The organism is Pseudomonas sp. FW300-N1A1 (assembly GCF_058789115.1).
This window is the reverse complement of record NZ_JBYTBK010000063.1, coordinates 1-18,315: the sequence shown is the minus strand read 5'-3', so window position 1 is coordinate 18,315 and position 18,315 is coordinate 1. Positions and strand designations below refer to the sequence as shown.

12 protein-coding genes are annotated in these 18,315 nt (G+C 62.6%); 3 read left to right on the top strand and 9 right to left on the bottom strand.

Features of this window, described 5'->3' with window-relative positions:
* Positions 1 to 41: 41 nt before the first annotated feature.
* The 6 genes from AC3WQN_RS24680 to pvdM all read right to left on the bottom strand — a co-directional run bounded on the left by AC3WQN_RS24680 (position 42) and on the right by pvdM (position 9,030).
* Positions 42 to 761: a hypothetical protein gene (locus tag AC3WQN_RS24680; protein WP_146038383.1), complete on the bottom strand. Its 720-nt coding sequence runs from the start codon at positions 759 to 761 to the stop codon at positions 42 to 44.
* A gap of 199 nt (positions 762 to 960) precedes the next feature.
* The gene (locus AC3WQN_RS24675) at positions 961 to 3,420 is read right to left on the bottom strand and encodes a TonB-dependent siderophore receptor (RefSeq protein WP_103401245.1); all 2,460 of its coding nucleotides are present in this window, start codon (positions 3,418 to 3,420) and stop codon (positions 961 to 963) included.
* A 116-nt stretch (positions 3,421 to 3,536) separates the two neighbouring features.
* Positions 3,537 to 5,186 carry a cyclic peptide export ABC transporter gene (locus tag AC3WQN_RS24670; protein WP_103401246.1) on the bottom strand — a complete coding sequence of 550 codons (1,650 nt, stop codon included), beginning with the start codon at positions 5,184 to 5,186 and terminating at the stop codon, positions 3,537 to 3,539.
* Between the two features lie 121 nt (positions 5,187 to 5,307).
* Complete coding sequence (gene pvdO, locus AC3WQN_RS24665) at positions 5,308 to 6,195, bottom strand: dihydropyoverdine dehydrogenase (RefSeq protein WP_103401247.1); 888 nt, start codon at positions 6,193 to 6,195, stop codon at positions 5,308 to 5,310.
* A 187-nt stretch (positions 6,196 to 6,382) separates the two neighbouring features.
* Positions 6,383 to 7,663 carry a pyoverdine-tailoring periplasmic protein PvdN gene (pvdN, locus tag AC3WQN_RS24660; RefSeq protein WP_103401248.1) on the bottom strand — a complete coding sequence of 427 codons (1,281 nt, stop codon included), beginning with the start codon at positions 7,661 to 7,663 and terminating at the stop codon, positions 6,383 to 6,385.
* Complete coding sequence (gene pvdM, locus AC3WQN_RS24655) at positions 7,660 to 9,030, bottom strand: pyoverdine-tailoring dipeptidase-like protein PvdM (protein WP_103401249.1); 1,371 nt, start codon at positions 9,028 to 9,030, stop codon at positions 7,660 to 7,662. The genes pvdN and pvdM overlap by 4 nt, the downstream gene beginning before the upstream one ends.
* Positions 9,031 to 9,467: 437 nt before the next feature.
* Here pvdM and pvdP point away from each other — a divergent pair, with 437 nt between their 5' ends.
* The gene (pvdP, locus tag AC3WQN_RS24650; protein WP_103401250.1) at positions 9,468 to 11,087 is read left to right on the top strand and encodes a pyoverdine maturation tyrosinase PvdP; all 1,620 of its coding nucleotides are present in this window, start codon (positions 9,468 to 9,470) and stop codon (positions 11,085 to 11,087) included.
* 101 nt (positions 11,088 to 11,188) lie between these two features.
* Here pvdP and AC3WQN_RS24645 read toward each other — a convergent pair whose 3' ends face one another.
* From AC3WQN_RS24645 to AC3WQN_RS24635, 3 genes are read right to left on the bottom strand one after another with little or no spacing between them, the layout of a single operon-like run.
* Positions 11,189 to 12,583: an efflux transporter outer membrane subunit gene (locus AC3WQN_RS24645; protein WP_103401251.1), complete on the bottom strand. Its 1,395-nt coding sequence runs from the start codon at positions 12,581 to 12,583 to the stop codon at positions 11,189 to 11,191.
* A 7-nt stretch (positions 12,584 to 12,590) separates the two neighbouring features.
* Positions 12,591 to 14,564 (bottom strand): MacB family efflux pump subunit, encoded by a 1,974-nt coding sequence (locus tag AC3WQN_RS24640; RefSeq protein ID WP_103401252.1) that lies wholly within the window; start codon positions 14,562 to 14,564, stop codon positions 12,591 to 12,593.
* Positions 14,565 to 15,740, bottom strand: coding sequence for an efflux RND transporter periplasmic adaptor subunit (locus tag AC3WQN_RS24635; RefSeq protein WP_103401253.1), 1,176 nt, complete (start codon positions 15,738 to 15,740; stop codon positions 14,565 to 14,567).
* Between the two features lie 318 nt (positions 15,741 to 16,058).
* Between AC3WQN_RS24635 and AC3WQN_RS24630 the strand changes: the two genes are divergently transcribed.
* Both AC3WQN_RS24630 and AC3WQN_RS24625 read left to right on the top strand, forming a co-directional pair.
* Positions 16,059 to 16,541, top strand: a complete 483-nt coding sequence (locus tag AC3WQN_RS24630; protein ID WP_103401254.1) for a sigma-70 family RNA polymerase sigma factor — start codon at positions 16,059 to 16,061, stop codon at positions 16,539 to 16,541.
* Between the two features lie 135 nt (positions 16,542 to 16,676).
* Positions 16,677 to 18,014, top strand: coding sequence for a lysine N(6)-hydroxylase/L-ornithine N(5)-oxygenase family protein (locus AC3WQN_RS24625; protein ID WP_103401255.1), 1,338 nt, complete (start codon positions 16,677 to 16,679; stop codon positions 18,012 to 18,014).
* Positions 18,015 to 18,315: the final 301 nt, after the last annotated feature.

The following is an 18,315-nucleotide window of genomic DNA, read 5'->3' as shown; positions in this document are numbered from 1 at the left end:
GCTGGTGCGCGAAGCGCACCCAACAAAGCGACTGCGGTCTTTCAGAACGAACTCGACGATAGTTTTTGGGGCTGCTCAGCAGCCCGGCGCGAGCAAGCTCGCTCGCCACGGGGGATGTATTGAGCAACCCTATCCTCGGGCGTCAACGAGGCCAGCACCTGGTTGACCTGCTCCGCAGCGCTCATCAATGTGGCATCTTCGCGGGTGCATTGCCGGTTGCCCGGGTCGCTCAGCACAATCAATTGACCGGCTTTCACCTGGTCAAGATTTGGGTTGAGTTCCTTGAACTTCTGGAAGACTGTCGGGCTGTAGGCTGAGAACAACTGGGTTCGCAGTTCCTCAGCGCTGGTGCTTTTGGGGACCACATAAAAACCGGGTTCTTGCGGCTTTGTATTGAGAGTGGATCGAGGCGGGAGGGGAGGGGCTTCGGGCTCGGGAGAGCGGGGAGGGTCAACGCTCCATGTCGAGCGCTTACGAGTAATGTGCGAATACTTACCGAGCGTATCGTTGCTGAGCGGACTGAAGGGCCGATCTGTCACCAACAACCAATCTCCGTTCGCCACGGCTGCAAGGATGCGACGGGTGTGATCAGGGTGCCGGCAGTCGCGCAGACTGGAGTTGCAATCCTTAATCAGATCGTCCAGCCCCGTCAGTTTTTGGGAACAGGCAAGCGCGTTTCTGACTTTGCTCACGGCAAAGAATGGACTTTCAATAGTGTGAAGGCTGATATCTCTACGACAATTTCTTGGGATAAGTCGCATCGTCAAAAGATTCCCTGCTCGCTAATACGGTCGGGTGAATATTCGACGTGATGAATTTTGTGTCTGTAGGGTGTTTCGTTTTCTTGTGGAAGTAACGTCTCTCAGTGGTGCGTTGTCTATGGGGGTCGCCATTAGTTTCGTCGCCACAACGCAAAACGCAGACCGATGTCTGCGTTTTGTATTGCCGGTGTAGTAGTGCTTAGAAGTTGTAGGTCATGTCAGCCGTAACGGTGCGCCCTTCGCCGTAGTAGCAGTCCAGCGTACTGTTGCAGCTGGCGACGTACTTCTTGTCTTCGATGTTTTCCAGGTTCAGCTTCACTTTCACGCCTTTGACGCGCAGTGGCGATCTTTCCAGGTCATAGGACAGCATGCCGTCGTATACGGTGTAGGACGGAATCTGGAAGGAGTCTTCCTCGTAGTCCGAGCCGTAGCTGCTACGCACGTAGCGCACACCCAGGCCGGCGCCGAAACCGGACAGGACGCCGTAGTCGAAGGTGTAGTCGACCCAGCCGGACGCGGTCAGTGGCGGGCTCATGGCCAGGGTGCGACCCTCGCGACCATCGTTGGTGCTTCTCCACTTGATGTCGTTGCGCGACACCGCGGCCAGCACCCGCAGGTTCTCGGTGACGTTGACCTTGCCTTCCAGTTCCACACCCTTGGAACGAACCGAGCCGCTCTGGACGCTGAAGCCCGGATTGACCAGGTCGGTGGTCAGCATGTTGTCCTGGTCGATCTGGTACACCGACAGCTGGATGAAGCCATCGATGGTGGTCGGCTCGTACTTGACGCCGACTTCATATTGCTTGCCGGTGCTTGGCTCGAACGGACTGGCGTTGACGTCGGTACCGGACTGCGGGAGGAACGACTCGGAGTAGCTTGCGTACGGCGTCACGCCATTGTCGAACAGGTAACCGAAGCCAGCCCGGCTGGTGAACTTCTCGTCCGTAGCCCGGGTGCCCGGGGTGTCGCTCAATGGCTGCTTGTTCTCGGTGATGGCGTAGTCGTAACGACCGCCCAGGGTCATGAACCACTTGCCCCACTTCATCTGGTCCTGCATGTACAGGCCGGTCTGCTTGATGGTGTTGTCCCAGCGATAAGGCTGGGAGAAGGTGAACTCACTGCCGTAGACCGGATTGAACAGGTCCAGGGGTGGTCCGTTGCGGTCATACAGGCCATAGAACTGGGAATTGAAGTGGTAGTAGTCCACGCCCAGCAGCACGGTGTGGTCCAGCTCCGCGGTCTTGAATCTGGCCTGCGCGGTGCTATCGATGCCGTACACCTTGTTGGTCTGCGACCAGTCCACGCCATAGCGGGTCTGGTAGCGGTTGTCTTCCAGGCCGGTGTCCGGGTTGGGGACATAGGAGTAGCCGTGCAGTGGCGCGACGTACCGGTCGTCGAGGTAGGCGTAGCTGGTGCGTTGCTTGAGAGTCCAGATGTCATTGAGCTCGTAAGCCACGTCATAGCCGACCACAAACTGCTCGCGGTCGTACTTGTTCAGGCCCGGCTCACCGAGGAACAGGTCGCGGCTGATCTTGCCGTTCGGGGTGTCGAACACCGTGCCTGCTGCTGGCAGGCCCTGGGCTTCCGGAGTGTCACGGTCTTTCTGGTACTGGGCGAACAGGGTGACGCTGGTGCGGTCGTTGGGCAGCCAGGTCAGGCTGGGCGCCAGCATCATGCGGTTGGTGTCGGCGTAGTCGATGCTGGAGTTGGCGTCGCTGGCCAGACCGGTCAGGCGATAGAGAAACTCGCCCTGGTCGTCGATGGGGCCGGCGAAGTCGAAGGCACCATACTTGCGGTCGTAGCTACCGGTGCCCAGCACCACTTCGTGCAGCGGCGTGGCGGTTGGACGCTTGCCGACCAGATTGACGATACCGCCGGGCTGGTTCTGGCCGTACAACACCGAGGCCGGGCCCTTGAGCACTTCGATGCGCTCCAGGGAGTAGGGGTCGATCTGCAGCGAGCCACCGGTACTGCCGCCGCCATACGGCAGGTGCAGGCCGTCGAGGTACACCGGTGTCGGCGTGAAGCCACGGGAGGTGGGCTCGTCGAAAATCCCTACCCGGTCGGAGAAGCCGCCACCGGTCATGCCCGCGGTGTAGCGCAGGGCTTCGGTGACGGTCTGCGCGCCACGGGATTTGACTTCATCGGCGGTGATGACGTTGACGGTCTGCGGAATCTCGTTCAACGGTGTATCGGTCTTGGTGCCGGTGCCACTGCGTTTGGCCACAATCCCGTCGACCGGCCCCCATGCCGATTCCTGGGTGGCGGAAACAGTGGTCGGTGCCAGATTCAAGGCGCTCGCGCCATTGCGCGAGCGCAGCGTCACGGTGTTGCCCTGCACGCTGTACTGGATGCCGGTGCCCTGCAGCAACTGGGCGATGGCGGCATTGGAATCCAGGCTGCCCTTGACCGCGGTGCTGCGCAGGCCTGCGACATCGTCCGGGCTGTACAGCACTTGCAGATTGGTCTGGTGACCGAACTCCTGCAGGGCGTTGGCCAAGGGCTGGGCCTGGATATTGATGTCCACCATCTGGGCCTGGACCTGGCCGATCAGCGGCGCGGTCAGTGCCAGGGCGCAGAGGGTCGGCAGGCGTGAGCGAAGTGAATGGCGGATCAGCAGCGCCTTGGCGAGTGGGTTAAGACCGTGTGGTGCGGGCATTATTCTTTTACTCTTCAAAGTATTGACTGAGAACTATTTCTATTTGATGTAAGTGAGACGTTGAGCCTTTCGGAAACCGGAAAGACTCCACGACTTTTTTTACGAAATTTTCACAATCAGGCGGGTTGAAGCTCCGTCACCACATTGCCAGCGTGCATGCGCACCAGTTGGTCGGCGACATCGAAATAACGATCGTCGTGGGAGATCACGATAATGGTCTTGCCCAGGCGCTTCAGGTCGGGTAGCAGTTCGGTGTAGAAAATACGGCGGAAGGTCGGGTCCTGGTCGGCGGCCCACTCGTCGAACACCAGCACTGGGCGCTCCTCCAGCCAGGCGTTGACCAGTGCCAGGCGTTTGCGTTGGCCGGTGGACAGGTCGGTGGTGGTGAATGCACCGTCGCGCACGCTGACTTTGTGGCCGATTTCCAGGCGCTGCAGGTACTGGTTGGCGTCCTCGGGGATGTGCTGGTCGCCTTGCACCACATCGTCGAACAGGTAGTAGTCGGCGAAGATCGTGGTGAACAGCTGGCGATAGTCATCACGGGTCAGGGCGGTCACAGGCTGGCCGTTGAGGCGAATCTCACCCTGTTGTGGCGCGTACAGGCCCAGCAGCAGCTTGATCAGGGTGGTCTTGCCGCAGCCGTTTTCACCGACGATGAAAATGATCTCGCCCTGGTCGATCCTGAGGTTCACCGGCCCCAGGCGAAACGGCGCGCTGCCTTCGCTGGCGGGGAAGCCATAGGTCACCTCGCTCAGTTCCAGGCTGTGCACCGGGGTTTGCCGATTACCCTGGTCGCTGAGTAGCAAGTGTGGCTCCGGGGAGGAAAACTGCTCCGACAGTTCGGCTATCCGGCGGAAGGCGATCTGTGCGCGGCTGACAATCGGCAGCGTGCTGATCAGGTGTTCCAGCGGACCTTTCATGTACAGCAGCACCAGCACAAAGCCGCTCATCACTGCCTTGTCGGCGCTTGGCCAGTAGGATTGCAGGGCCAGGGCCAGGCCGATGACCACGAAGAACAGCATCGAGCCGAGGGTCTTGGCGACCACGAAAATGTTCACCGAGCGGATCTGCGTATCGCAGATTTTCTCTGCGGTTTTCTCGATGCCCGAGACGAACATGCGATGCCGGCGGGGGCGATGGATGCGCAGTTCCTTGGCGCCTTCGGCGACGGCGTTGTAGTGCTTTTGCAACTCGTCTTCGTAATCCCGGGCTTCCATGAACCCCAGCATGCCGCGTCCGCGGGCGATGTACTGAATCACCGTGCCGATGACAATCGCCACCACCATCATCAGAAACATCGGCCACGACAGCATAGCCAGGTAACCCATGCAGCCCAGGGTCACGGTCAGGGAAATGGCCAGTGGCGCGAAGGCGAAGGCAAAATCGCTGATGGTGTCGACGTCGTGGGTCAGCACCGGGATCAGTCGGTGGCTGCGATAGCGCTCGATCTGTTCGATGGGCGCCGACAGCACTTTCTCGCCCAGCTCTTTGCGCAGTCTGGCGATGATGTGCTGACCAACGTAGTTGGTGCCGATGTCGGAAAAGATCGAACTGGCCAGCGCCAGCAGGCACAAGCCGGCAAAGGCGCCGACCACGGTGTTGGTCAGGCCGCTGTCGGCGTGCAGCACGGTGTTGATGGTCGCCAGCAGCGCCGTGACACTCAGGCCACCGACCATGCCCAGCAGGATGGAGGCGGCGACGATCAGGCGAAAGGGCTTGAGCAGGGCGAACAATTCATTGATCACCCCGCGTGTTGGTTTGCTCATGGAGGTTCCCTGCTTGAAGAGGTGGCGAAAGCCTGGAGGACGTAGGGGGTGATGCGCGCAAGGACTGCGCGCACACCTTTAGGACGACTGGTGGGAAGGCGAATTTAGCGGCCAGCGAGGGTTACAGGTCGCGGGCAACGCGAAAGCCGATCCAGTCACCACGCTCAAGGGGGGCCAGGGCATTGCGGTTGCCGGAGCGGGAGAACACCGGTGCTTCGCCCCAGTCATTGCCGCGAATGCGCTTGAACTCGCATTTACCGGTCAGCCAGGCACTGCCGTCACCGGGGGCACCGACGTAGTTGTCGTTGTAGCAGTCGGCGGTCCACTCGTAGACGTTGCCGTGCAGGTCATACACGCCGAATGCGTTGGCCGGGAAGCGGCCGGCCGGTGAGGTGAAGTTGTAGCCATCGGCCGCGCCATAGGTGTTGGCGTGCCTGGCGATGCTGTAGTCCTTGCCTTCATCGAAAGGGAAAGGGAAGGGGCCGCTGGTGCCACCCCGGGCGGCGTATTCACGCAGGGATTCGCTGACCAGGCGGTACTGTTTGCCGGTCTTCTTCGACAGCCAGGCCACATAGGCATTGACCTCGGCAAAGTCCATGCACACCGCCGGGTGCCGGGTCGTGTACTCATAGCGCGGCACACCGGCCTTGCACTCGCGCCCCGGGCGTTCGTCGCCGTCGGGCATCCGGTAGCCTGTGTCGCGCAGGTAGGCGTCCCATTCCCCTTTGAGTACCTGGAAGCGGCTGATGGCCAGGGGTTTGGCGAAGGTCACGGGGTGCATCGGCGCCTCGTCGGGTTCGTGGCCGACTTCATCGTCTGGGGTGCCCATGGTGAAGGTGCCGGCCGGCAGCACCACCATCTGTGGGCAATCCTTGCAGTCCTTGAACACTTTGCCTGGCGCCAGCGGGACGGCTGCCTGGGCCACCCCCGGCAGCAGGCTGGCGGTCAGGGCGGCGAAGGCCAGTGCGGGGAGTGTTTTCAGGGAAAAACGACGCAGCTCACTGTTCATCTTGGTTCTCGATAAAGTTAAAAAAGCGGACTAAAACGAACCCGAATCCTCTGTAGGCGCGAGCTTGCTCCGGGCGTCGTTCCGACGATGAACTCAGGGGCATCGCATATCATCTGGTGCCCCGTGTCATCGTTGACCTCCATCGCGAGCAAGCTCGCTCCTACAACGGGCGTTCGGCGCAGCCTCGTCAAAGTGTCCTGGCGAGCACCGCCATCAAGCGGTCGATCTCGGCTTCGTTGTTGAGCAGGCCGGGAGCGGTGCGGATCACCGGGCCGACATCGCGGTGCACGGCATCGCTGACCACACGGTTGGCCATGAGGTAGGCGGCGACCTTGTCGGCGTCCTTGTCCCTGACCCGGAAGAAGGTGAAACCCGATGACAGCGCAGGACTCAGCGGGGTGACCAGCTCGATCTGCGGATGCGCTTGCAGGCGTTGCTTCAGGTAACTGTTGAGTGCGTGGATGCGCGCTTGCACCTGGGCCTTGCCCAGTTGCAGGTGCAGCTTGAAGGCTTCATTCAGCGCCCAGCGATGTTCGAATGCGTGGTAGCCGCCCGGGGTCATGGTGGTGGAGAAATGCTCGGCTTCGGAGAAGGTCGGCACGATGGGGGTGACGTACTTGACCTCGGTGCTGCGGCTGCAGACGATCCCGGTGCCCCGGGGGCCGAACATCCATTTGTGAGTGCCGGCGATGAAGAAGTCGCAGTTCATGGCCGGGAAACTCAGGTCCTCGACGCCAAAGCCATGCACGCCATCGACTACATAGATGATCCGCTCGCTGTCGGCACGGTGGCGGTTGTGCTTGTCCACCAGGGCGCCGATCTCGCTGATCGGCAGCTTCACGCCGCTGCCCGAATGCACCCAGGTCATGCCCAGGACGCGGGTCTGCGGGCGGATGTTGCGGTCGATGGCGGCCAGCACCTGTTCTTTGCTGACGCTGTACGCGTCCTCGAACAACCTGATCTTGCGCACCTGCGTGCCCTCGCGCCGGGTCCGCAGTTCGAGGATGCTGTGGGTGGCGTAGTGTTCGTGCTCGGTGGTGAGGATTTCCTGATCGGGGCGTACGTGGACCCCGCCGTAGATCATGGTCAGGCCGGCGGTGGTGCTGCCGGTCAGGGCGATCTGCCGGGCGTCGGCCTGCAGGTAGCGGCCGGCCCAGAGGCGCACCTCCTGTTCGCGCGCCTCGATCACCCCCAGGTCCCAGTCCATGGCCAGTCCCGGGTTCTTGTCCAGTGCGGCGCGGTGCATCGCGATGGCCTCGCGCACAGGTTCAGGGTGGGTGGTGATCAGGAAGTTGGAGAAGTGCAGGTAGTCGGGATCCTGATTGAACAACTGGCGCAGTTGCGCCCATTTGTCCTGTGGCAGCGGGGTCAGGACCGCGGCGTTGGCGACGTTGCTCAAGCCTGCGCCCAGTGGCAGGCTGGCGGCGAGCAGGCCGGCGTGCTTGAGAAAATGGCGGCGACTGGTCATGGCTTGGGCGTTTCCCGGGCAGTGGCCAGCGCCGGTTTGGCGGCCTTTTCAACCTGGCTCCAGACTCGCAAGAAGTTACCGCCCCACAACTTGGCGATGTCGGCGTCCGAGTAACCACGGGAAATCAGTTCAGCGGTGACATTGCGAATCTCGCCAACGTTCTCCCAGCCTTTGACACCACCACCTTCATTGAAGTCGGAGCTGATGCCGACATGGTCGATGCCGATCTTGCGCACGCTGTAGTCGATGGCGTCGCCCAGGTCCTTGAGGCTGGCCTTGGGTTCTTCTTCCAGAATGGCGTAGAGCTGACCTGCGTATTCGCCGAACTTTTGCTCCGGCCAGGCGGCGATGATCGGGTCTCCCGGCATCAGCGCCATGGCCAGGTTCGGCAGCGGCGGCAGGTCGAAGCGGGCGCGCAGGGCGTTGAGTTTGTCCTGGGTGGCCTGTGTCAGCGGGCGCAGGTACTGGGAGAAACCGACCACCTGAACCACGCCGCCGCTGTTCTTGATCAGCTGCATTTCCTTGTCGCTGAGGTTGCGTGAAATATCCACCATGGCCCGGGGTGCCGAGTGCGAAGCGACCATGGGCGTGCGGCTCAACTGTGCGACTTGCTCCAGGGCCTTGGTCGACATCTGCGACACATCGATGATCACCCCCAGGTCGTTCAGGCGCTGCACCGCTTGCTTGCCCAGGTCCGACAGGCCGTCGAGGGCGTCGGGCGAATCATTGAAAAACGGCAGCGGACGCGAGGAGTCGGCCCAGTCGTTGTTGCCCACATAACTGAAGCCGAACATGCGCATGCCGCGCGCGGTCCACAGGTCCAGCAGGCTCAGGTCGTGACCCAGCGGATAGGCGTTGAGCATACTGATGAAGATCGCAAACTTGCCTTCGGCGTGCAGGCGGCGAAAGTCCTCGGGGGTGTAGGCGATGCCCACCTGATTGGGGAAGTCGCGGACCATGCCGGAAATGATCTTGTAGCGAATCTCTTGCTGATTGCGCGCTTCGGCGACAAAGCCGGCGGTGGGCTTGTGGGGGGCGTTGGGGCCGTTCCATAACTCCGGCCAGCCAAAAATCGTCAGCGCCGCTCCGGACAGGCGCCCCCGGTTGGCCTTGACCAGATCGAACTGGCCCGTGCCGTCCTTGTCGATCTCATTGCCTGCGGTGCCGAAGTCCTGAGGGACGGTGATGTGGCTGTCGAACGACAGCATCTGTTCGTGCAGCGCCTCGGCCTGTTTCATGACCTTGACCGGGTAACCGGGGTTGTCCCGAAAGCCATAGTCCCAGATCGCGTAAGCGGTGGCGGCGACGCTTGCCAGGGCCAGCGGCAGGCCGATCAGTAGAGCCTTTTTCGAACGTGGTTTTGTCATTGCCATCTCAGTCGGGTTCGCCGTCAGGGAGCAGGCGTGCAGCCTTTGCTATCTGGGAAGAACGAGCAGGGAGGGCAGAAAATTAGCGGGGATTGATCGCTCTCGATCACACCGCCCTATGGGAGATACCGTCTTGATCTCATGACAACTCTCATCAGGCGTGGGAATGCCGAACACATGTCTTGTGGCGAGCGAGCTTGCTCGCGCTGGGCTGCGCAGCAGCCCAAAAAACCGGTCACTGGGGTTTATCTGAAAGCCTGCAATCATCTTGTTGGGGGCGCTTCGCACCCCAGCGCGAGCAAGCTCGCTCGCCACGAGGTAGCGTTCACGCTTGATTGAGCGGCATCTGCAGAATGTGGGTACGTCGATAAATTTTCCCGACCAACACTCGTTCTAGCTTGGATAAAGCCTGCTTCATGGCTGACACAGGTAGCGCAATGACGATTTCCCGACGATGGTTCATGGCTGGCCTGGCGCTGACCGGTGCCGCTGTGCCCGCGGTGTTCTATGGGCATCGCAAACTGACCCGACCCGACCCCACGATCACCCCCGGTGAAGCGTCGTTCGATGTGGCCGATGTGGCCGCCCAGCGTCTGGCGGACAGTTTGCGCGGCGTCTGGGACATTCGTTTCGACGGTGCCGATGCCGGTCTGCAAGGCTTGCCCCGGGACGGTCTGACGGTGTTTTTCGACATCGGCCACAAGGGGCGTGGCCTGGTGGGCTTTCTCGATACCGAGCAGCGCTTGCTGGCCGACGACGATCCACGCTATCGCATCCTCGGTGATCTGGCCGAGGCCAAGGGTGCCGACCTGAGCTGGCGGTTGCTCAGCCGCGAAACGGGGGTGGTGGACTATGAATGCACCATGAGCCTGGACGAAGTCTGGGCCGATTTCGGTAACGCCGGCAGTGCTACCCTCAGTGGCCGAGTATTGCGTCTGGACCGCCCTTTGGCATTGCCGGCCCAGGACAACCGCTTCGTTGCCCTCAAGCGCCGCTTCCCGGAGGCCCGCGAACGAACGGTGCTCAACGAGGCGTTGCTGGCCTGGCTGGTGTCCCCTGAGCACCGCCTGTTTCACCAGCTGTGGCACGCCACGCGCGACAAATGGCACACCCTGGGCGAAGACAAGCGCAAGGCGCTGCGCGGACTCGGCTGGCAGCCCGGCCCACGGGACAAGGAACGTGATGCCCGTGGCCCGCGCAAGGATCGCAACGGTTCGGGCATCGATTTTTTCTTCATGCACCGGCATATGCTCGGCACGGCGCGCTCCCTGCAGGACTTGCCGTCGTGGCAATTTTTCCCCTTGCCGCAACCGTCGCTGGAGCGCGATCGCCCGGGGTTCGCCCGCTACTTCGACAACCACGACGGCAGTGCTTTGCCGCCGACCTGGCTGGCCGAAGGTGATGACGTCTATGCGCAGTGGGTCAGTGACATCAAGACGGCCGAGACCTATCACAGCAACTTTCAGGTCTGGGAGTCGCGCTACCGTGACCCCGGGTATCTGTCGAAGCTGACCCTCGGTCAGTTTGGTTCGGAGCTGGAGCTGGGTCTGCACGACTGGCTGCACATGCGCTGGGCCTCGGTGCCGAGAGACCCGTCCAACGGCCAGCCCGTGCCGTTTGCCCGCGACACCGCCGACTTTGCCCCGCGCTGGTTCGCGGCGGAAAACGACTTCCTGGGCGATCCGTTCTCTTCCCATGTGAGCCCGGTGTTCTGGCAGTTCCATGGCTGGATCGACGACCGCATCGAAGACTGGTTCCGCGCCCACGAGCGTTTCCATCCGGCTGAGGTCAGCCGCCTGCACGTCAATGGGGTGCCGTGGTTTGCCCAGGGTCGCTGGGTGGAAGTCGCCGACCCATGGCTCGGCCCGACCACCCACGGCTGCAGCACCGAGCCGGGATTGCAGGCAGGAAAATCAGTGGAGATGGACCCGGAAACCATGAAACTGGCGCTGCGCATCACCTTTGGCGAAGACGAAGACAAGCTCGTCGATCTATTGCGCAAAGTACCAAAGCGGCCCTGGTATGCGCGGCACTTGCAGGCCAGGGAACCGCTTTGAAGTACAGGGGATGATCGTTCCCACGCTCTGCGTGGGAATGCCTCCCCGGACGCCCTGCGTCCGCTTCGAACAGGTGACGCGCAAGCGTTACCGGCACTCGTCTACAACACCTGCCAACCCCCGCCCAAGGCCTTGTACAACGCAATACTGGCCTGCACCCGGGCCAATCGCAGCTGCACGTTCAGGTCCTGGGCCGCATACAGCGTACGCTGGGTGTCCAGCACGCTGAGCAGGTCTTCGGCGCCGGCCTGGTAGCGGCGCTGGGCGATGTTGAACGCGGTTTGCGCCTGGGCCAGTTCTTCGGCTTGCCACTGCCGTTGTTCGTCGAGGCCACGGATGCCGGTGAGGGCTTTTTCGACGTCGGCAAAACCGTTGATGATCGCCCCGCGATAGGTTTCCAGCAGTTCCTGTTGGCGGGCGCTGGCGCGGTCGCGTTCGGCGCCGAGGCGGCCGTTGTTGAAGATCGGTGCGACCAGCCCGGCCGTCAGGTTGTAGAACGGGCTGCGCAGGGTGTCGTTGAAGGTGTCGGCGCCCGAACCGAGGCTGGCGCTCAGGGTCACGCTGGGCAGCATCGCCGCACGGGCAACGATGACGTCGGCCTGGGCTGCGGCCAGTTGGGCTTCGGCGCGGGCAATGTCGGGACGGCGGCTGAGCAGGTCGCTGGGCAATCCGGCGCCGATGTTCGGCCAGTTCAACTGATCGAAACGTTGCTGGCTGCGCGGCAGGGCCTGCACCGGGCGGCCGAGCAAGGCGGCGAGGGTGATCCGCGCTTCTTCGGCCTGTTGGCGCACCAAGGGCAACTGTCGTTGTTGGGCGGCCACCAGGCTCTTTTGTTGGGCCAGTTCCAGGGCGGTGGCCGAGCCTGAATCGTAGCGGGTTTGCACCAGTTGCAAGACGCTTTGGGCGTTGGCCAGGTTCAGCTCGGCAATGCGGCTTTGCTCCTGCAATGACAGGCTTTGCGCATAGCTGTTGGCGACGCTGCCGAGCAGGGTCAGCTCAACGGTGGCTTGGTCGAACTCGCTGGCACGTACACCTTGCAGGGCGCTGTCGTGGGCGGCGTGTTTGCCGCCCCAGAAATCGATTTCGTAGCTGGCGCTGAGGTTGGCGTCGAAGGAGTCCACGGCCTTGTTGCTGCTGTCGGCATCCAGTTGGCTGTAGCCGTCGCCACGCAACAGCTTTTGCCGATTGGCATTGAGCCCGGCCTTCACCTCCGGTAACAGCGGGCCGCCAGCGATCACGGCGGTGGCTTGTGCCTGACGCACCCGCGCCACCGCCGCGGCCAGATCAAAGCTGCCGATTCGTGCCTGTTCGATCAAGCGGTCGAGTTCGGGGCTGCCAAAACTCATCCACCATTGCCCTGAGGTGTGGCTGGCGCTCGCGGTGGTGGGCGAGTGCCAGGCGGGTGGCGGCGTGAGGCCGCTGTCCGGACGTTGCAGGGGCGTGCCACAGGCGTTGAGCAGCAGGCAGATGGAAAGCAGGGTCAAGGGCGACTTCATGGGGCGATCATTCACTGGTAAGGGCCGTGACCGGGTCGAGCCGGGCAGCTTTACGGGCCGGCATGAAGCCGAAAATTACCCCGGTGACCAAGGCGCAACCGAAGGCGCCCAGCACCGCGAATAAGGAGAACGCTACCGCCACGTCGCTGAGCAGCAACACTCCGCCCACCAACAGGGCCAGGGCGATCCCGGCGATTCCACCGACCACCGAGAGCATCACCGCTTCGGTCAGGAACTGGCGCAGGATGTCCCGCTGACGGGCCCCGGTGGCCATGCGGATGCCGATCTCGCGGGTACGTTCGCGCACGGTCATCAGCATGATGTTCATCACCCCGATGCCGCCCACCAGCAGCGAAATGGCGGCAATCGAGCCGAGCATCAGCGACAGGGTGTTTTGCGTGCGGGCTTCGGCCTGGATCATCGCCGCGTTGTTGGTCAGCTCGTAGTCCTTCTTGCCGTTGTGCAGCTTGAGCATCAATTGGTCGATGGCCTGTTCGGCTTCCTTGACCTTGCGTGCATCGGCGGCTGCTATGGCCACGTACTCCGGGTTGTAGGTGCCGAACAGCCGGACGCTGGCGGCGGAGTAGGGGATGGCGATACGGTCGTCGCTGTCCTGGTCGCCGGAGCTGGCGCCTTTTTCGGCGAGCACGCCGACCACCTGGAATGGCACGTTCTCGATCAGGATGTACTGGCCGATGGGGTCGATCCGATCCTTGAACAGCTTGTCGCGGACCTTTTTGCCGATCACTGCCACCGCCGCCGCATTGCGCTCGTCGGCGTCGGTGAAGTAGCTGCCTTCCACCACCGGCCAGTTGAAGATCGCCGGGAAGTTAGTGTCGTTGCCGCCGACATAGCTCAGGTGGTCCGCATTGCCAAAGCGCACGCCGGCTTCGGCGCCGTTGACCGGCATGATCCGCATGACCTGTGGCAGGCGGGCCAGGGCGGCCACGTCGTTGAGGGTGATGATGCCGGGAGGCGTGCGCGGGTTCGGCGCCGAGCCACCGAGGTAAATGATGTTCGAGCCAAAGGCGCCCATTTGCGCCATGACCTGGCGTTTGCTGCCTTCGCCCACGGCCAGCATCACCACCACCGACGCGACGCCGATGATGATCCCGAGCAAGGTCAGGGCGGTGCGAAAGCGGTTGATCCACATCACCCGCCAGGCGGCCTGCACGGCGTCCAGTAACTCGCCTTTCCACGCCCCGGTGGCTTCGCTGCCTTCGCTCAGGCGCTGGCGCAGGTCCACCGCTTGCAGGGCGCCGGGGTTGGTCGTGTGTTGTGCATGGGCGGAGTCGACGGCACTGTCGCTGATGATCAGCCCGTCACGGATTTCGATGACGCGCTTGGCCCGTGCGGCGACTTCACGGTCGTGGGTGATGAGGATCACCACATGGCCCTGGCTCGCCAGTTCATCGAGCAGGGTCATGACCTCGGCGCCGCTGTGGCTGTCGAGGGCGCCGGTCGGTTCGTCGGCGAGGATGATGTGGCCGCCGTTCATCAGCGCCCGGGCAATCGACACCCGTTGCTGCTGGCCGCCGGAGAGCTGATGAGGGCGGTTGCCGGTGCGTTCGGCCAGCCCCAGCCGAGCCAGCAGGGCAGCGGCGCGGGCATGTCGCTCGGCCGCCGGGGTGCCGGCATAGATGGCCGGCATCTCGACGTTCTCCTGGGCCGAGCCCGAGGGAATCAGGTGGTAACCCTGGAACACGAAACCGAAGGCTTCACGGCGCAGCCAGGCCAGTTCGTCGCTGTCCAGCCGGGCGACGTTTTCCCCGGCGAACAGGTATTCGCCCGCGCTCGGACGGTCGAGGCAGCCGAGGATGTTCATCAGCGTCGATTTGCCGGAACCGGAGGCGCCGACAATCGCCACGAACTCACCGGCGTGAATCGCCAGGTCGATGCCGCGCAGCACGTGGACCTCGGGGGCGTCACCGCCACCGTAGGACTTGCGGATGTCTTTGAGGTCGATCAGCGGCGTCTGCATTCACCCCCCGTTGCCGTCGACCGGACCGATCAGCAGGTGATCGCCCTCATTCAAGCCCTCGAGAATCTGCACCTGCAGCCGGTCACTGATGCCGGTGCTCACCACGCGCGGCTGGATATCGCCGTTCTTCGCCACGACCCGAACGGTCTGGCTGCCGGGGCGGGGGCCGCTGTGCAGGGCCGAGATCGGGGCCGTGAGGACGTTCTTCGCCTCGCTGGCGACGAAGAACACCTGGGTGGTCATTTCCGCCATCAGCGCGTTGTCGGCGTTGTCGACGTCCAGCAGCACGGTGTACAGCACGACCCGACCACTGCCGCTCTTGCCGCTGGACGGGCTGCCACTGCCACCGCCTTGATTGCTTTGGTCCAGGGGCTTGGGCGGTACCGGCAGAATCTGTCGTACCGTGCTCTGCCAGCGCCGTGTGCCACCGGCGAGGGTGGTGAAATAGGCCGGCATGCCGGGTTTGACGTGGCCGATGTCGGCTTCCGAGACCTCGGCCCAGACGGTCATGGGAGACAGCTTGGCGATCCGCAGAATCAACGGGGTTTGCTGTTGGGCATTGAGGGTCTGGCCGGCGCGAGCGTCCAGCGCTACTACGGTCCCGGACATCGGCGCGTAAATGCGGGTGTAGCCAAGCTCGGCCTGATCACTGCGCAGGCTGGCTTCGGCCTGACGGATCTGTGCCTGGAACATCTGGATGCGGGCCTCGGTGGCGCGCAGTTCGGCGCGGGCGGTTTGCACGTCCTCCTCGCGGGTGGCGCCGCCAGCGGCGAGGTTCTGCTGGCGCTGGTATTTCTGTCGGGCCAGGTCGTGCTGTGCGCGTTGCTCCTGGAGCTGGGCCTTGAGGTTGTCGATGGAGAAGCGCCCGGCATCGAGCCGGGCATTTTGCGTCGAGGGGTCGATCTCCACCAGCAACTGGCCCTGCTTGACCACGTCACCGACCTCGACGTGGATTTTCTGGATTTGCCCCGAGGCCTGGGCGCCCACGTCGACATAACGTCGCGGTTGCAAGGTGCCCAGCGCGGTGACGCTGCTTTCGATGTCGCCCCGGCTGACGGGCACGGTCGCGAGCTTGTCCCGGCCAGGCGGGATGATGTGCCAGGCAGCCACCGCGATGGCCGGGATCAGGCAAAGAGCTGCAAGCAGGGCGCGTCGGATCTGTCGGGGGCGTTTCATGCAGGGTTCCGGCCAGTGGTAGTCGGCCCGTTGCTCGAGGTTGCGACCACATCCGGGCCGCGGCCGAGCGCTGCCAGAACACCGGCAGACACGGGAAGCTGTCCTGTATACGAGCCATCAAGGGGCAAATTTAAGCGTTGACACAAAGGGTTACAGCTGTAGACGAGGAATATTTCCCGCGCAAGTCATGGGGTACTTTAAATCTATATGAGAATTACTATAAATTACGCCCTGTGATTGCCATCATCGTGCCGCTATCGTTTTGAAGGCGGCCGGTCGGATTCAAGGTCAGTACCGTTGCGCAAACGGTCGGGAGTCATGTTGGAAAACTACTATCGAGAGCTGGTGTGTTTCCTCAACGCCAAGCTGGGCAACCGCCAGGTGGCCGAAGATGTGGTGCATGACGCCTATGTCCGGGTGCTGGAGCGCGCCAGCGATACGCCCATCGAGCAACCCCGCGCGTTCCTCTATCGCACCGCGCTGAACCTGGTGATCGACGGTCACCGGCGTAACGTGGCGCGCCAGACCGAGCCACTGGAAGTGCTCGACAGCGAAGAGCGTTTCCATGCGCCCTCACCGCAACACCACTTCGATGACAGCCAGCGCCTGGACCTGTTGCAGCGTGCGCTGGCCGAGTTGCCACCGTTGTGCCGCGAGAGCTTTATGCTGCGCAAGCTCGAAGGCCTGTCCCACCCGCAGATCGCCGAGCGCCTGGGAATCTCCCGCAGCCTGGTGGAGAAACACATCGTCAATGCCATGAAGCATTGCCGTGTGCGCATGCGCGAATGGGATGCCCACTGAGCGCTGGCCGGTAAATTTTTTTTCATGGTCCTCGTTCCTACTCAACAGACGATCTGCTGTCCTGCCTAGGGCCGGTCAGGTCATTGCGGCTTACATCTCCCCACTGTTGAGGGGCTTATCCAGAGGACCCTGGAAATGACAAAGGCAATTGCATCGCCCATCGTTCACGACCTGATCGGCGTTGGTTTCGGCCCGTCGAACCTGGCATTGGCCATTGCGCTGCAGGAGCGCGGACAGGCCCACGGCGAGCTTGATGTGCTGTTTCTCGACAAGCAGGCCGACTACCGCTGGCACGGCAACACCCTGGTGACCCAGAGCGAATTGCAGATTTCCTTCCTCAAGGACCTGGTGACGCTGCGCAACCCGACCAGCCCTTACTCGTTCGTCAACTACCTCAAGGCCCATGGCCGTCTGGTGGACTTCATCAACCTGGGCACGTTCTACCCGTGCCGCATGGAGTACAACGATTACCTGCGCTGGGTGGCGGGACAATTTGCGCAACAGAGCCGTTATGGCGAAGAAGTGCTGGCCATCGAGCCGGTGCTGCGCGACCAGCAGGTTGAAGCGCTGCGAGTGATCTCCCGTGATCGCGATGGCCAGGAGTGTGTGCGCGCCACCCGTTCGGTGGTGGTCAGCGCTGGTGGTACCCCGCGTATTCCCGAGGCGTTCAAGCCGTTCAAGGACGATGGCCGGGTGTTCCACCACTCCCGGTATCTGGAGCGCATGGCCCAGCAGCCTTGCGTCAACGGCCAACCGATGAACATTGCGATCATTGGCGGCGGGCAGAGTGCGGCAGAGGCCTTCATCGACCTGAACGACAGTTTCCCTTCGGTGCAGGTCGACATGATCCTGCGCGGTTCGGCCCTGAAGCCGGCGGACGACAGCCCGTTCGTCAACGAAGTGTTCTCGCCCCAGTTCACCGACCTGGTGTTCCAGCAGGCGAGCAGTGAGCGCGAGCGGCTGGTCAACGAGTACCACAACACCAATTATTCGGTGGTCGATATCGACCTGATCGAGCGCATCTACGGCATCTTCTATCGCCAGAAGGTCTCCGGGATTGCGCGTCACGCATTCCGCACCCTGACCACCGTGGAGCAAGCCCGGGCCACCGAGCGCGGCATCGAGCTGGCGCTGCGCAACACGGCCACGGGTGAGCTGACCGTTCGGCACTACGACGCGGTGGTGCTGGCCACCGGTTACGAGCGTCAGATGCACCGCCAATTGTTGGCACCGCTGGAGGCGTATCTGGGCGACTTCGAGGTCGACCGCAACTATCGGGTGATCACCGACGAGCGCTGCAAGGCCGGTATCTACATGCAGGGCTTCTGCCAGGCCAGCCACGGTCTGAGCGACACCTTGCTGTCGGTGTTGCCGATCCGCGCCGATGAGATTGCCGGCTCCCTGTACGCCCATGGCAAGCCGCAGGGCAACAGCCATTCGGTACGGGACCTGATGTTGGCGGCGGCCAGCTGAACCCTGTCCCCGTGGCGAGCGAGCTTGCTCGCGCTGGCGCGCGCAGCGTGCCCTGAAAGGCGGCTGTGTTTTTCAGAAAGGCCTTGGTGGCTGGTTTTTGGGCTGCTGCGCAGCCCAGCGCGAGCAAGCTCGCTCGCCACAGGGTATGGTTTCGGCATCCCCGCGCCATGACTGAACAGCATGACGCGTATGCAGCCTGTTTTTTGGCACTGGGCAACCATAGATGTGGGAGATTCTATGTTTGAGGGGAAGCTCCAATAACTGAGTTTGGGTGGTATTCGCTCTGGTTTTTCATCAGGGC

What these genes read in the sequence shown, in the direction of transcription:
- AC3WQN_RS24680 (WP_146038383.1), bottom strand. Translation starts at nt 761, where the DNA reads ATGCGACTTATCCCAAGAAATTGTCGTAGAGATATCAGCCTTCACACT.
- AC3WQN_RS24675 (WP_103401245.1), bottom strand. Translation starts at nt 3,420, where the DNA reads ATGCCCGCACCACACGGTCTTAACCCACTCGCCAAGGCGCTGCTGATC.
- AC3WQN_RS24670 (WP_103401246.1), bottom strand. Translation starts at nt 5,186, where the DNA reads ATGAGCAAACCAACACGCGGGGTGATCAATGAATTGTTCGCCCTGCTC.
- pvdO (WP_103401247.1), bottom strand. Translation starts at nt 6,195, where the DNA reads ATGAACAGTGAGCTGCGTCGTTTTTCCCTGAAAACACTCCCCGCACTG.
- pvdN (WP_103401248.1), bottom strand. Translation starts at nt 7,663, where the DNA reads ATGACCAGTCGCCGCCATTTTCTCAAGCACGCCGGCCTGCTCGCCGCC.
- pvdM (WP_103401249.1), bottom strand. Translation starts at nt 9,030, where the DNA reads ATGACAAAACCACGTTCGAAAAAGGCTCTACTGATCGGCCTGCCGCTG.
- pvdP (WP_103401250.1), top strand. Translation starts at nt 9,468, where the DNA reads ATGACGATTTCCCGACGATGGTTCATGGCTGGCCTGGCGCTGACCGGT.
- AC3WQN_RS24645 (WP_103401251.1), bottom strand. Translation starts at nt 12,583, where the DNA reads ATGAAGTCGCCCTTGACCCTGCTTTCCATCTGCCTGCTGCTCAACGCC.
- AC3WQN_RS24640 (WP_103401252.1), bottom strand. Translation starts at nt 14,564, where the DNA reads ATGCAGACGCCGCTGATCGACCTCAAAGACATCCGCAAGTCCTACGGT.
- AC3WQN_RS24635 (WP_103401253.1), bottom strand. Translation starts at nt 15,740, where the DNA reads ATGAAACGCCCCCGACAGATCCGACGCGCCCTGCTTGCAGCTCTTTGC.
- AC3WQN_RS24630 (WP_103401254.1), top strand. Translation starts at nt 16,059, where the DNA reads ATGTTGGAAAACTACTATCGAGAGCTGGTGTGTTTCCTCAACGCCAAG.
- AC3WQN_RS24625 (WP_103401255.1), top strand. Translation starts at nt 16,677, where the DNA reads ATGACAAAGGCAATTGCATCGCCCATCGTTCACGACCTGATCGGCGTT.